13 protein-coding genes are annotated in these 12,729 nt (G+C 61.2%); 10 read left to right on the top strand and 3 right to left on the bottom strand.

Annotated elements, in window-relative coordinates:
• Positions 1-136: 136 nt before the first annotated feature.
• Complete coding sequence (gene ubiE, locus GSQ79_RS17455; protein WP_158809951.1) at positions 137-904, bottom strand: bifunctional demethylmenaquinone methyltransferase/2-methoxy-6-polyprenyl-1,4-benzoquinol methylase UbiE; 768 nt, start codon at positions 902-904, stop codon at positions 137-139.
• Between the two features lie 295 nt (positions 905-1,199).
• Here ubiE and GSQ79_RS17450 point away from each other — a divergent pair, with 295 nt between their 5' ends.
• Positions 1,200-1,640, top strand: a complete 441-nt coding sequence (locus GSQ79_RS17450; protein ID WP_158809950.1) for a CHRD domain-containing protein — start codon at positions 1,200-1,202, stop codon at positions 1,638-1,640.
• Between the two features lie 43 nt (positions 1,641-1,683).
• Positions 1,684-2,562 (top strand): bifunctional DNA-formamidopyrimidine glycosylase/DNA-(apurinic or apyrimidinic site) lyase, encoded by an 879-nt coding sequence (mutM, locus tag GSQ79_RS17445; RefSeq protein WP_158809949.1) that lies wholly within the window; start codon positions 1,684-1,686, stop codon positions 2,560-2,562.
• Here mutM and GSQ79_RS17440 read toward each other — a convergent pair whose 3' ends face one another.
• Positions 2,563-3,270 carry a L,D-transpeptidase gene (locus GSQ79_RS17440; protein ID WP_158809948.1) on the bottom strand — a complete coding sequence of 236 codons (708 nt, stop codon included), beginning with the start codon at positions 3,268-3,270 and terminating at the stop codon, positions 2,563-2,565.
• Between the two features lie 173 nt (positions 3,271-3,443).
• On the opposite strand from GSQ79_RS17440, the gene GSQ79_RS17435 reads away from it, so the two are divergent.
• The gene (locus GSQ79_RS17435; RefSeq protein WP_158809947.1) at positions 3,444-4,292 is read left to right on the top strand and encodes an NAD(P)-dependent oxidoreductase; all 849 of its coding nucleotides are present in this window, start codon (positions 3,444-3,446) and stop codon (positions 4,290-4,292) included.
• Between the two features lie 103 nt (positions 4,293-4,395).
• The gene (locus tag GSQ79_RS17430; protein ID WP_158809946.1) at positions 4,396-6,294 is read left to right on the top strand and encodes a DUF3422 family protein; all 1,899 of its coding nucleotides are present in this window, start codon (positions 4,396-4,398) and stop codon (positions 6,292-6,294) included.
• Between the two features lie 9 nt (positions 6,295-6,303).
• Here GSQ79_RS17430 and GSQ79_RS17425 read toward each other — a convergent pair whose 3' ends face one another.
• Positions 6,304-7,158, bottom strand: coding sequence for a serine protease (locus tag GSQ79_RS17425; protein ID WP_158809945.1), 855 nt, complete (start codon positions 7,156-7,158; stop codon positions 6,304-6,306).
• A 181-nt stretch (positions 7,159-7,339) separates the two neighbouring features.
• On the opposite strand from GSQ79_RS17425, the gene zapE reads away from it, so the two are divergent.
• The 6 genes from zapE to sucD all read left to right on the top strand — a co-directional run bounded on the left by zapE (position 7,340) and on the right by sucD (position 12,660).
• Complete coding sequence (gene zapE, locus GSQ79_RS17420; RefSeq protein ID WP_158809944.1) at positions 7,340-8,515, top strand: cell division protein ZapE; 1,176 nt, start codon at positions 7,340-7,342, stop codon at positions 8,513-8,515.
• Positions 8,516-8,627: 112 nt separating this feature from the next.
• A complete protein-coding gene (mdh, locus tag GSQ79_RS17415; protein ID WP_158809943.1) occupies positions 8,628-9,593 on the top strand; it encodes a malate dehydrogenase in 966 nt (321 codons plus the stop codon).
• A gap of 135 nt (positions 9,594-9,728) precedes the next feature.
• Entirely contained in the window at positions 9,729-9,992 is a 264-nt protein-coding gene (locus GSQ79_RS17410) for a type II toxin-antitoxin system ParD family antitoxin (RefSeq protein ID WP_158809962.1), read from the top strand.
• Entirely contained in the window at positions 9,989-10,288 is a 300-nt protein-coding gene (locus tag GSQ79_RS17405; RefSeq protein WP_158809942.1) for a type II toxin-antitoxin system RelE/ParE family toxin, read from the top strand. Before GSQ79_RS17410 ends, GSQ79_RS17405 begins: the two co-directional genes overlap by 4 nt.
• Before the next feature lie 64 nt (positions 10,289-10,352).
• Positions 10,353-11,552, top strand: a complete 1,200-nt coding sequence (sucC, locus tag GSQ79_RS17400) for an ADP-forming succinate--CoA ligase subunit beta (protein WP_158809941.1) — start codon at positions 10,353-10,355, stop codon at positions 11,550-11,552.
• A 223-nt stretch (positions 11,553-11,775) separates the two neighbouring features.
• On the top strand, positions 11,776-12,660 hold the full coding sequence (gene sucD / locus GSQ79_RS17395) for a succinate--CoA ligase subunit alpha (RefSeq protein ID WP_158809940.1): 885 nt from the start codon (positions 11,776-11,778) through the stop codon (positions 12,658-12,660).
• Positions 12,661-12,729 lie beyond the last annotated feature (69 nt).

Raw genomic sequence — 12,729 nt, 5'->3', positions numbered from 1 at the left:
GCCCGGCATGTCGGTCGTGTCGACGTCGTTGAACACGCCGGCCCGAGCGAGGACGAAGCCGGCCCGCGCCAGCCGCGCATAGGCCCGAAGCTTGAAGATCACGGGCGACGTCTCCCGATGCCGCCGGCCATTGGCCTCAAAGCTTCCAGCCCGAATGGATCGCCACGATGCCGCCGGAGAGCCGCTCGAAGGACGCGCGCTGGAACCCGGCATCCGCGATCATGTCGCGGAAGCGTTCGGCCTCGGGAAAATTGCGGATCGACTCGACGAGGTACTGGTAGGGCTCGGCCTCGCCCGTCACCGCCTTGCCGATCGCCGGGATCAGCTTGAACGAATAGGCATCGTAGATCGTGTCGAGGCCGGGCATGTCGACCTGCGAGAATTCGAGGCAGAAGAAGCGGCCGCCGCGCTTCAGCACGCGATAGGCCTCGCTCAGCGCCTTCTCGATGCGCGGCACGTTGCGGATGCCGAAAGCCACCGTGTAGGCATCAAAACTCTTGTCGGGGAACGGCAGGTCTTCGGCATTGGCCTCGACGAAGGTAAGCTGGTCGCTCAGGTCGCGCTTGGCGGCGCGGGTCTTGCCGACCTCGAGCATGTCGGCATTGATGTCGAGCACCGTGACGTGCGTCGGCGCGCCGCCGGCCTTGGCGATGCGGAAGGCCACGTCGCCGGTGCCGCCGGCCACGTCGAGATGATGAAACGGGCCGCGCCGCGACGGGTGGACGAGGGTGACGAGCCGGTCCTTCCAGAGCCGATGCAGGCCGCCCGACATCAGATCGTTCATCAGGTCGTAGCGCGCGGCGACCTTGTGAAACACGTCGTCGACGCGGTCCTGCTTCTCACCGAGCGGCACGCTGGAAAAGCCGAAATGCGTCGTCTCGTCGTTTTCGGGCGGCCGGGTCATGCAAATCTCCTGATGCCCCTCGATCCCGGACGTCTCTGTCCGACGACCGAAGGCACCAAACGCCAGGTGAAATGTCCGTTCGCCCGCGCAGACGCGGCCGAATGGGCTTTTGCCCTCTATAGCGGGCGGGGGCAGCGCTGGCTACGCGATCGCGGGCGCGGTTTGCGGCCACCTGCCATAAAGGTGACCGCGCGATGGGCGATGAGCCATTGAAGAAGCGCGGGTCCTGGCCGATGTGTGGGCGTGGTGGCCCCGAACAGGGCCGTCGTCCCCCGTCCTATGGAAAGACCTCGTCATGATTTTCAAGACCGGTATTGCGATCGCTGCCTGCGCCTTCTCCGCCCTTGTGCTGACCGGCAGCGCAAGCTTCGCTGAATCCATGAGCGTCAAAGCCGACCTGCAGGCCTCGTCCGAAACGCCGCCGAACACCTCCAAGGGGACCGGCGCGCTCACCGGGACCTATGACACATCGACCAAGGTCCTGACCTGGTCCGTGACCTATACCGGCCTGACCGGCCCGGCGACCGCAGCGCACTTCCATGCACCGGCACCTGTCGGCAAGAGTGCCGGCGTCGAAATCCCGATCAAGGGCGAACTTGCCAGCCCGATTACCGGCACCGCGACGCTCACCGACGAACAGGCCAAGAACCTGACCGACGGGATGACCTATTTCAACATCCACACCGCAGCCAACAAGGGCGGCGAAGTGCGCGGCCAGGTCGCCGTCAGCAAGTAAACCTGGCAGAAGGCGTCGTTTGCAAAGAAGAATGAGTTGAACGATGCCTGAACTGCCCGAGGTCGAGACCGTGCGTCGCGGTCTCGCCCCCGTCTTCGTCGGGGCCACGATCACGCGCGTCGAGCAACGGCGTGCGGACTTGCGGTTTCCCTTTCCCGCTGGCTTCGTCGAACGGCTTACGGGCCGTCGCGTCGAAACCCTGGAGCGCCGCGCCAAATACCTTGCGGCGCGGCTCGACAGCGCCGAGGTGCTGATCATGCATCTCGGCATGTCCGGCTCGTTCCGCATCGAAACCGAGGGCGAGGCGGTGATCCCCGGCGTGTTTCACCGCCCGCGCTCCGTCCTCGGCACGCATGATCACGTGGTCTTCGGCCTCTCGAACGGAGCGGCCATCGTCTACAACGATCCGCGGCGTTTCGGCTTCATGCTGCTGGCGGATGCCGATCTCGCCGCGCACCCGCTGTTTCGTCATCTCGGCGTCGAGCCGCTGGGTCCCGATCTCAGCGGCGCGACGCTGGCCCGGCTCTTTGCGGGCAAGGCGACCGCCTTGAAGGCCGCGCTGCTCGACCAGACGCTGATCGCCGGCCTCGGCAACATCTATGTCTGCGAAGCCCTGTATCGCGCCGGCCTGTCGCCGCGTCGCGCCGCCGGCACGCTAGTGCGCCGTGATGGCTCACCCACGGCGCGAGCGGCGCGTCTGGCCGCGGTCATCCGGCAGGTGCTCGAGGAGGCCGTCGAGGCGGGCGGCTCGTCGCTGCGCGACCACCGGCAGACCGATGGCAATCTCGGCTATTTCCAGCACAGCTTCAAAGTCTACGGCCGCCACGACGAGCCGTGTTCCGACATCAAATGCGCGGGCGTGATCCAGCGCATCGTGCAGAACGGGCGCTCGACGTTCTTTTGCGGCAGCTGCCAGCGCTAGCTACAGCACCACCACGCGCGTGCCTTCGGGAACGCGGCTGTAGAGGTCGATCGCATCCTGGTTGATCATGCGGATGCAACCGGACGAGGCGCTGGTGCCGATCGACTGGGGCTCCGTCGTGCCGTGGATGCGGAACAAGGTGTCCTTGTTGCCCTGCCACAGATACATCGCGCGGGCGCCGAGCGGATTGCGCGGGCCGCCATGCATGCCGATGCCGCTCTGCAGCTCGGCGAGCGATTTGGCCATGCCGGGCGTCCGCGCGATCATCTCTTTCGGCGGATACCAGTCCGGCCATTCCTGCTTGGTCTTGATGATGGCTTCGCCCTTCCAGGCAAAGCCTTCGCGGCCGACGCCGACGCCGTAGCGCATCGCCATCCCGTTGGCCTCGACGTGGTAGAGATAATGCGCATGCGGATCGATGACGATCGTGCCGACCGGCTCGGTCGTCTTGTAGTCCACCAGCTTGCGGACGAAGCCCGGCTTGATGATCGAGGTTTTGACCGCCGGCACCGGGAAGGGACCTGACGTGTCCGGTCCGTACATCGCGCTGTATTTGGGCTCGAGGCCGGCGATCGCCGCCGGCTCCCCTGGTGTCACCGTCGCGGTGGCAACCGGCCCGGGCGTCCCGGGGCCGACGCAGCCGGCCATGGCAAGGGCGAGACTTGTGACGGAGCCGCTCAGAACGGCGCGGCGGTTGAACGAGGACATGGCGGCCAAACCTTTGGGAATAAACCTTCTGTCGCAATCTAGCCGAAGATTGCGATTTTGGCTGTGCCAAGGAAACAACGGCTCTTTACTATTCCGTCACAGGCGGGCAGGCGGTGACGCTGTAGCGAGCCGGATTCCCGCCGCATTGGCTTAAATCATAGGGGCACATGACGATGAGCAAGACGATCGCGATCCTCGCTCAGGGCGCCATGGGCGCAGCCGTCGCACGACGTCTCGCAGAGAACGGAGCCACCGTCATCACTTGCCTGGCGGGGCGCGGCGCTGCCAGCCGGGCGCGCGCCGAAGCGGCCGGGATGGTCGATGGCCCGCTCGACCGGTTTGCGACAGCCGACGTCTTTCTCTCCGTCGTCCCGCCGGATGCCGCGCATGTCACGGCGCAGGACGTCCTGCCGTATCTCGTCAACGATGGGAAGCATGTGCCCTACGTCGACTGTAACGCGGTGAGCCCCGAAACCGTGCGGCGGATTGCGGCGCTTGCCGAAGCCAGCGGCTCCGCCTTCATCGATGCCTCGATCATCGGGCCGCCGCCGAAGCTTGGCTCGACCAGCACGGTGTTCTATGCCTCGGGCGAGACGCTTGAGCCGATGCTCGATCTCGGCGGCTACGGCCTCGATGTCCGCCCGCTCGACGCCGGCGTCGGCGCCGCCTCGTCGCTGAAGATGTGCTACGCCGGCATCGCCAAGGGCCTCACCGGTCTCGGCGCCGCGATGATTCTGGCGGCGACGCGCGAAGGCGCCGCGGGCGCGTTGATGGCGGAAATGGAGCGCAGCCAGCCAGAAATTTTGGGCCTGTTGCGCACCCGTATCCCCGACATGATGCCGAAGGCTTATCGCTGGTCGGGCGAGATGGAGGAAATCGCAGGCTTCGTCGGTGCCGACGAGGCCGCCACGATCTACCACGGCTTGGCGCAGCTCTACGAGCGGCTGGCGCAGGACATGCGGTCCACGACGACGGAGGCTGACGCGCTGGAGCGATTTTTCGATCTAGGACAGTCACGATAGGCGCGCTTGTGCTGAATTTATACTCCCAAAGACTCGGATATTTCACAATTGACAGAGCCGAATTCAAGATCTCTATTTTGATTTTTAATCAATGGATTTCGGTATGTCTAAAGTCTCTAAAGGGGTGCATGACCCCGATTACTCATATCTAAATGGATTAGCTCACAATCGTACCGTGACATGGGTGCGCGCTCTTGCACTTGTTTGCCATATCGGATTTTGGAATCCTGGTGGCCAGGGCGCAACGGACCGTACAGCGTGGCGGGCGACGATCGATCATGCGCTGGCACAATCGATCAGTATGTTACAGAACACCAAACTTACGGTACGATATGATTTTGATGTCGAAAAATATTTCGTGTTTTTCGGCGGCGTCAGTAAAATCGGAGATCCGACGAACATCATGGATCCCGCAACGGCGCTGAAATTTGCTAATAAAAGCTTGCAGGCCCATATCCACTCAATGATCGACGACGATCGTAGAACCCTTAATATATATTGCGATTCAAAAGAATTCAAATTCAGTTCAAAATTCCAAGTACACAGTGAATATTTTACGGTCACCTATTTTATCGATCTAAGCCCGGCATTTTTCAATGAGAAAGGTCGCGGAAGCGACCTAAAGGCAATTCTGGGCGATAGTTCCCTTATCGACGATCTCAACAGATATGCCTCCGCTATTAGAAAGAACTGCAACTCTTTCGTGGACGACAGTCAGGTTATCGAGAACAAGGAAATCGCGGATTTCTTTTTCAGACGATACTGGGAGATTATATTTGGCTTTTTTCCGACAGATCTGAGCCCGGCGGAGGGAGCGACGAACATCGGTCATGTTTTCGCAAATTTTCGCGGCATCATTCTTTCGGACGAAACGGTGAGATTGCCTGTTGAAGCGCTCACGAAAAAAAGTACCCTAAGCTGGGGCCAAAGAGCAACCGAGATATTTGGCCCCATCGTCAGTGACGACAATCGAAGCGAAACGACGTCCAGTTATATGCTGGACGGCCGAGCGTTCTACATAACGTCTCTCGGCTATTCCAATTCAAAGAAGGTCCTGCCTGATCGCACCGCGCCTTTAACTTATCTGATGTATGTCCATCAGACGCCTCCAGGCGACAATACAAAAGAAGTCGTCAATAAGTGGCAGCTTGGTCGCTTAATCGACAGGCTCCTTAATCTTGGCACTGTGCGGTTGGCGGCCCTGGTCGAGCTCAGAGAGCTCCGGACGGCCGGTGAGATCATTGCAGAGCTTGAACCCCTGACCAAGGAGGCGCGAAACTCGTTGAACAACGGAAAGGAGTCTGAGGCAACGCAACAAATATTGGCACTAAATAAGAAGATAAACAATCTTGGAATACGCAATGGAATTCAGTATCGCGTTGAGAGGTCGAGGTACTATGTTGAGCAATTCCGGTCTGGACTGGCGGGATTAAGACTTCATCGAATTGAGGGCTTCCAACCCTACAACAGATTTGTAGAGCAGCGCTTAGGATCAACATTTGACTTTATCGATCGGCTCGGACTGCGATACGAACGGGCAGCGACAAGCCTTGCCCGTTTGGCACAGGACGGACTTCAGCTGCAGCTTAATAATATTCAAAAAGCAGGCGAGCAGTTCATCCTACTATTCTTACTGCCGTATTATTCTGGGCTGCTATTGGATCATGTGATCGACGATATGTCCTGGAAGGGATTTGCAATTGTGTGGTCGTTCTGGGCCGGATGTTGCGCAACTAAGCTCGCTGCGGTCGACCGGGTTCATAAATTGTTCAAAAAAAATAACTACAGATATCCTAATCTGATCTCTGTTTATTTAGCAAATGTTTTTGTGTTTATTCTGGCGGTTGGTGTATTTTATATTGGGCTGAACATTTTGCATTTTGCTTTGACTGACAAAGACACCAAGTGCCTGTCCTTTCACGAGCAGCTTTTTGACAGCTGTTCCCACCGTTACCAAACCGAAGCCAAGCATAGCGCCTCGTCCAACAGCACAAATAATTAGGCGAATCGCCTACTTCTGCGCCGTCAGATTGCCCGCCGCGGCCAGCACGGCCTTGCGGAAATCGCCTTCCATCGTCACCGCAAAATTATAATGCGTGCGTGAGAAGGGGACCGCGTTGAACGGGCGATTCGAGCGCCAGCCGACGAGGATGGCGCCGATCTGGAAGCGGTCCTTATCGAACATCAGGGCGCCCCCGGAAGCGCCGTCGCCGGTGTCGCAGTCGAAGGAGAATTCGCGTGTGCCTTCTTCCGCCGCCGAGAGCTGGTCGTGCATCAGGCATTCTTCGAGCGACAGCTTGCGCGCCTCGCCCCAGTCGATATGGCCGCGTGCCACGAAGGTGACGGGTTCGTTGGGGTGAATGTTATAGGCCAGCGTATAGGGTTTGACCCCGGAGACGCGGTGGGCAAGGCGGACGACCGCCCAATCATGCGCGGGTGCCACTGCGTAAGGGTTGGTGCTGCCGGCGACGATGCTGGTCAGATCGATCGGCACATGCGTGACCTTGCCATCCGTCATGAGGTCGAACGTGCAGCTGTGGGAACGAGGAATACCGTTTTCGTCGTAAAAGACGTGAGCCGCCGTGGTGACGACGTTGGAGCTCAGCGTCAGCTGGCCGGCGCCATGCGCATCGCCGCACTGAATGAGCCCGGACGCGTTGTGATCGCGACGCAATTCGGCGAGGTCGACGTGATGTTCTATCGCGAAATCTTCGGCGGTGCGCCGGCTGTCCTTCCCGAAGACGACCACGGGACTGAACGGCAGGGGAACGACGGCGGCATTCAAGGAGGGCAGAAACGGTGCGGCCAAGGCTGAATGAGCCGACCCCACGAAGATCACGATCGCAATGCCACCCCAAAAACGCATTCCTGCTGCCTCGCTTGTGGTTGGTGCTCGCATTACTTTGATCTCCACTTTGGATTAAATCAAGGCGAGCTCGTCTCGTTCCATTCGAGCCGTCATGGACTCGTCACACGTCTTACGCTCCGCTTGCCGCCCATCCCCGAAGTCGGGATAACGCTGGGGCCGCTCCAGCAGGAAACCGCCCTTGCAATTATCGATCCGCAGCCAATACGACGCCGAAGTGCGGGTCGGCCATATCGATCGCGATGCGGCCCAGGAGGCCATCGTCCAGCGTCTCGACGCGTTGAACCAAGCCCTCGCGGGCTATCAGCCCGCGCGGAAATCCGCGGCGCTCGGCTGGCTTTTCGGCGCCAAGCCGGAGAGCGGCGCGCCGAAGGGTCTCTACATCTGGGGCGGCGTCGGCCGCGGCAAGTCCATGTTGATGGACATGTTTTTCGATCGTGCGGACGTGCCGAAGAAGCGACGCGTCCACTTCCACGCCTTCATGGCGGAAGTGCATGGCGAGATTTTTCAGTGGCGTCAGGCGCTCAAGAAAGGGTGGGTCAAGGGCGAGGATCCGATCGAGCCCGTGGCCGAAGAGATTGCCAAAAGCGCATGGCTCCTCTGCTTCGACGAGTTCACCGTGACGGATATCGCGGATGCGATGATCCTCGGGCGCCTGTTCAAGGCGCTCTTCGCCCGCGGTGTCGTGGTGGTGGCGACGTCCAATGTCGAGCCAAGCGATCTTTATAAGGAAGGGCTCAACCGCTCGCTGTTCCTGCCGTCGATCGCCCTGATCGAAGAGAAGATGCACGTGCTGAAGCTCGATTCGCGCACCGACTTCCGCATGGAAAAGCTGGCGGGGTCGGCGACTTTCCATGTTCCCGCCGACGTCGCGGCCCATGAGGCGCTGACCAAGGCCTTCCGGATGCTGACAGGCGTCGACTCCGGCAACCCGACGACGGTAAAAGTGCTAGGGCGCCTGATCGACGTGCCGCAGTCGCGCGGCAACGTCGCGCGGTTTTCCTTCGCGGATCTCTGCGAGGCGCCGCTTGGCGCCCAGGACTATCTGGCGATCGCGCGGCGCTATCACACCGTGATCATCGACGACATTCCGATCATCAAGGCCTCGCAGGTCAACGAGGCCAAGCGCTTCATCATCCTGATCGATGCGTTCTACGAGGCGCACATCAAGCTGTTCGCCTCGGCTGCCGCCGTGCCCGCGCAACTCTTCGTGGGCACCGATGGGCGCGAGGCCTTCGAGTTTGCCCGCACGGTGTCGCGGCTCGTCGAGATGCAATCCTCGGAATATATGGCGCTGCCTCATGGCCGCGCCGGCACGCTGAAGAGCGGAAACATGGAAGGTATCGTGGATACCTGAGCGTTTTCGGGCCCCTCAGCTATGCCTGCCACGCCACAGTACGGGCTTGTACAAGACGGATGAGTTGGGGCAGAACCTCGCTCATTCATGGCACCGGTCGACGAGGAACATTATGGCACGTAACAAAATCGCTTTGATCGGGGCCGGGCAGATCGGCGGCACGCTGGCGCATCTCGCCGGGTTGAAGGAATTGGGCGACATCGTCCTCTTCGACATCGCCGAGGGGACGCCCCAGGGCAAAGCCCTCGATCTCGCCGAATCCGCGCCCGTCGACGGCTTCAACGCCAAACTCACCGGCGCCAATTCCTACGCCGACATCGCAGGCTCGGACGTCGTCATCGTCACCGCCGGCGTGCCGCGCAAGCCCGGCATGAGCCGCGACGACCTGCTCAGCATCAACCTGAAAGTGATGGAATCCGTCGGCAAGGGCATCAAGGAGCATGCGCCCGACGCCTTCGTGATCTGCATCACCAACCCGCTCGATGCCATGGTTTGGGCGCTGCAGAAGGCTTCCGGCCTGCCCGCGCAGAAGGTCGTCGGCATGGCCGGCGTGCTGGATTCCTCGCGCTTCCGCTACTTCCTCTCGGAAGAATTCAAGGTGTCGGTCGAGGACGTCACCGCCTTCGTGCTCGGCGGCCATGGCGACGACATGGTGCCCTCGCTGCGCTACTCGACGGTCGCCGGCATCCCGCTCACCGACATGGTCAAGATCGGCTGGACCACCCAGGAGCGCCTCGACGCCATCGTCGACCGCACCCGCAAGGGCGGCGGCGAGATCGTCAACCTGCTGAAGACCGGTTCGGCCTTCTATGCGCCGGCCGCTTCGGCGATCGCGATGGCGGAGTCCTATCTCAAGGACAAGCGCCGGGTGCTCCCCTGCGCCGCCCAGCTCAACGGCGAGTATGGCGTCTCCGGCATCTATGTAGGCGTGCCGGTCGTGATCGGCGCCAATGGCGTGGAGAAGGTGGTCGAGGTCCAGCTCGACGCCACCGAGAAGGACATGTTCGAAAAATCGGTCGCCTCGGTGCGGTCTCTTGTCGAGGCGTGCAAGGGCATCAACCCGGCTTTCGCGTCGTAAGGATCATGCTGCCTGTACCGTCCGTCGCTCAAAGCGGCGGACGGTACAGTTCCTTTCGATCCGATCTTCCTGATGAAAGCATACGGTTGAAACTCGTGTTATTCTCGCGGTCTCTCGGTGCGAGGAGCAATGCAGATGGCAGACAGCGTTGACCTTGGAGAACGGCTCGAAGCGTTCGTATCTCAGCTTTTGGCCGATGGGCATTACGAGTCGCGGACGACGGTCTTGCGCGAAAGCGTCAAGCTTCTCGAAGAACGCGAGCGCAAATTGGCTGCGTTAGACGTAGCCATCGACCGCGGCTTAGCGGACATCGCTGCTGGGCGAGTCCTGACACTCGACGAGGCACGGACGAGGCTTGAAGCGAAGTTCGGTTCCGCCGCCAACGTCGATGGCCGGTGACCGTCACCCTTTCGAATGAGGCCTGGCTGGACCTTGACCGAATCGGCACGACCGTCGCCGATCACAACGGCCGGCATGCGATAATCCTTATCGACGATCTCTTGCGTGCCTGTCACTCGCTCGAAAACATGCCCCTTCGCTATCCGCTGATCGCACGTCGCGAAGATCGCCCGATCCGTCGGCGGCCCCATGGCAACTACCTGATCTTTTATCTGGTCAAGAACGACACGGTGTCCATCATCCGGATCCTCCACGGCGCGATGGATTACGACGCCATCCTCTTTCCCACCGATTGATGTCCCAGCCGTCGCCGTCTAGTACAGCGCCACTGATAAAAAACGGCACGATGCGGGGGCTTCCATGAACATCCATGAATACCAGGCGAAATCGGTTCTTCGTGAGTTTGGTGTCCCTGTGCCGCGTGGTGTGCCGATCTTCGCCCTCGACGAGGCCGAGGCGGCGGCCAAGGACCTCGGCGGTCCGGTCTGGGTGGTGAAGTCGCAGATCCATGCCGGCGGGCGCGGCAAGGGCACGTTCAAGGAAGCGCAGGCCGGCGAAAAGGGCGGTGTCCGCCTCGCCCGCTCGATCGACGAAGTCAAAGCCTACGTCGAACAGATTTTGGGCAACACGCTGGTCACCGTGCAGACCGGCCCCGCGGGCCGCCAGGTCAACCGCATCTATCTCGAAGACGGCTCGAACATCGCGAAAGAGTTCTATCTGTCGCTGCTGGTCGACCGTGTCACCAGCCGCGTCTCCTTCGTCGTCTCGACGGAAGGCGGTATGGACATCGAGGAGGTTGCGCACAAGACGCCGGAGCGGATCACCACCTTCTCCGTCGATCCGGCGACCGGCATCATGCCGCATCACGGCCGCACCGTCGCCAAGGCGCTGGACCTCGAAGGCGACCTCGCCAAGCAGGTCGGCACACTTGTCGGGCAACTCTATACGGCCTTCGTGTCGAAGGACATGGAGATGCTGGAAATCAACCCGCTGATCGTCTCCGCCGAGGGGCAGATCCGCTGCCTCGATGCCAAGATCTCGTTCGATTCGAATGCGCTCTACCGCCATCCCGATGTCGTCGCCTTGCGCGACGAGGGTGAGGAAGACGCCAAGGAGATCGAGGCCTCCAAGTACGATCTCAACTACATCACGTTGGAAGGCACGATCGGCTGCATGGTCAACGGCGCCGGCCTCGCCATGGCGACGATGGACATCATCAAGCTTTATGGCGCGGCGCCGGCCAATTTTCTCGACGTCGGCGGCGGCGCCACCAAGGAGAAGGTGGCCGCGGCCTTCAAGATCATCACCGCCGATCCCAACGTGAAGGGCATTCTCGTCAACATCTTCGGCGGCATAATGAAATGCGACGTCATTGCCGAAGGCGTGATCGCGGCGGTGAAAGAGGTCGGCCTGCAGGTGCCGCTGGTTGTTCGCCTCGAAGGGACCAACGTCGACCTCGGCAAGAAAATCATCGGCGAGTCCGGGCTGAACGTGATTTCCGCCGACGATCTCGACGACGCCGCGCAGAAGATCGTGGCGGCGGTCAACGGCACGCCATAGCCGGCCGTTTCACCCGTTCAGCGGTATAGTTTTGTTTGGCACGGCCAAAAAATTCTTTATACCCGGCGTGCCGACATCTTCGGCGTCGCAGGCCTAGCCGCATGAACGATATTTCCTTGGAAAGCGAAGCACGCCAGGCGTTCGGGATCGGGTTCGATCCGGCCCGCGACGGCGGCCTTTGCAGACCGAAACATTTTCATATCGAAGTTTAGAGGCCAGCCTCGTGTCCATCCTGATCGACAAGCACACCAAGGTCATCTGCCAAGGTTTTACCGGCAAGAACGGCACTTTCCACTCCGAGCAGGCGATCGCCTACGGGACCCAGATGGTCGGCGGCACGTCGCCCGGCAAGGGCGGGGCGATCCACCTCGGCCTGCCGATCTTCGACACGGTGATGGAGGCCAAGGAGGCGACCGACGCCGAGGCCAGTGTCATCTACGTGCCGCCGCCTGGCGCCGCCGACGCGATCTGCGAGGCGATCGACGCCGAAATCCCGCTCATCGTCTGCATCACCGAGGGCATCCCGGTCGCCGATATGATCAAGGTGAAGCGGGCCCTGCAGGGCTCCAAGTCGCGGCTGATCGGTCCGAACTGCCCAGGCGTCATGACCTCGGGCGAATGCAAGATCGGCATCATGCCGGGCAATATCTTCAAAACCGGATCGGTAGGGATCGTATCGCGCTCCGGCACACTTACATATGAGGCAGTCTTCCAGACGACCCGCGAGGGCCTCGGGCAGACGACGGCAGTCGGCATCGGCGGCGACCCGGTGAAGGGCACCGAGTTCATCGACATGCTCGAACTCTTTCTCGCCGACGAAGCGACTCATTCGATCATCATGATCGGTGAGATCGGCGGCTCGGCGGAAGAAGACGCCGCGCAGTTCCTGGCGGACGAGGCCAAGCGCGGCCGCAAGAAGCCGATGGTCGGCTTCATCGCCGGTCGCACCGCGCCGCCCGGCCGCCGCATGGGCCATGCTGGCGCGATCATTGCGGGTGGCAAAGGCGGCGCGGAAGACAAGATCGCCGCCATGCAGGCGGCGGGTATCGTCGTATCGCCCTCGCCGGCGCGCCTGGGCAAAACCCTGGTCGAGGTGCTGCGGGGCTAAACGGAAAAGGAGCCGCCGCGCGTGGTCACGATTGTTGTTGCTTTGCTGTTGCCCTGGCTGGCGCTGTTC

It is taken from the genome of Beijerinckia sp. L45 (assembly GCF_009765775.1).
GTDB lineage: Bacteria > Pseudomonadota > Alphaproteobacteria > Rhizobiales > Beijerinckiaceae > RH-AL1.
Note: the sequence above shows the minus strand (reverse complement) of the source record. Positions and strands in the feature narration are given on the sequence as shown.

What these genes read in the sequence shown, in the direction of transcription:
- sucC (WP_158809941.1), top strand. Translation starts at nt 10,353, where the DNA reads ATGAACATCCATGAATACCAGGCGAAATCGGTTCTTCGTGAGTTTGGT.
- mutM (WP_158809949.1), top strand. Translation starts at nt 1,684, where the DNA reads ATGCCTGAACTGCCCGAGGTCGAGACCGTGCGTCGCGGTCTCGCCCCC.
- GSQ79_RS17425 (WP_158809945.1), bottom strand. Translation starts at nt 7,158, where the DNA reads ATGCGTTTTTGGGGTGGCATTGCGATCGTGATCTTCGTGGGGTCGGCT.
- GSQ79_RS17430 (WP_158809946.1), top strand. Translation starts at nt 4,396, where the DNA reads ATGTCTAAAGTCTCTAAAGGGGTGCATGACCCCGATTACTCATATCTA.
- GSQ79_RS17435 (WP_158809947.1), top strand. Translation starts at nt 3,444, where the DNA reads ATGAGCAAGACGATCGCGATCCTCGCTCAGGGCGCCATGGGCGCAGCC.
- ubiE (WP_158809951.1), bottom strand. Translation starts at nt 904, where the DNA reads ATGACCCGGCCGCCCGAAAACGACGAGACGACGCATTTCGGCTTTTCC.
- mdh (WP_158809943.1), top strand. Translation starts at nt 8,628, where the DNA reads ATGGCACGTAACAAAATCGCTTTGATCGGGGCCGGGCAGATCGGCGGC.
- GSQ79_RS17410 (WP_158809962.1), top strand. Translation starts at nt 9,729, where the DNA reads ATGGCAGACAGCGTTGACCTTGGAGAACGGCTCGAAGCGTTCGTATCT.
- GSQ79_RS17450 (WP_158809950.1), top strand. Translation starts at nt 1,200, where the DNA reads ATGATTTTCAAGACCGGTATTGCGATCGCTGCCTGCGCCTTCTCCGCC.
- GSQ79_RS17440 (WP_158809948.1), bottom strand. Translation starts at nt 3,270, where the DNA reads ATGTCCTCGTTCAACCGCCGCGCCGTTCTGAGCGGCTCCGTCACAAGT.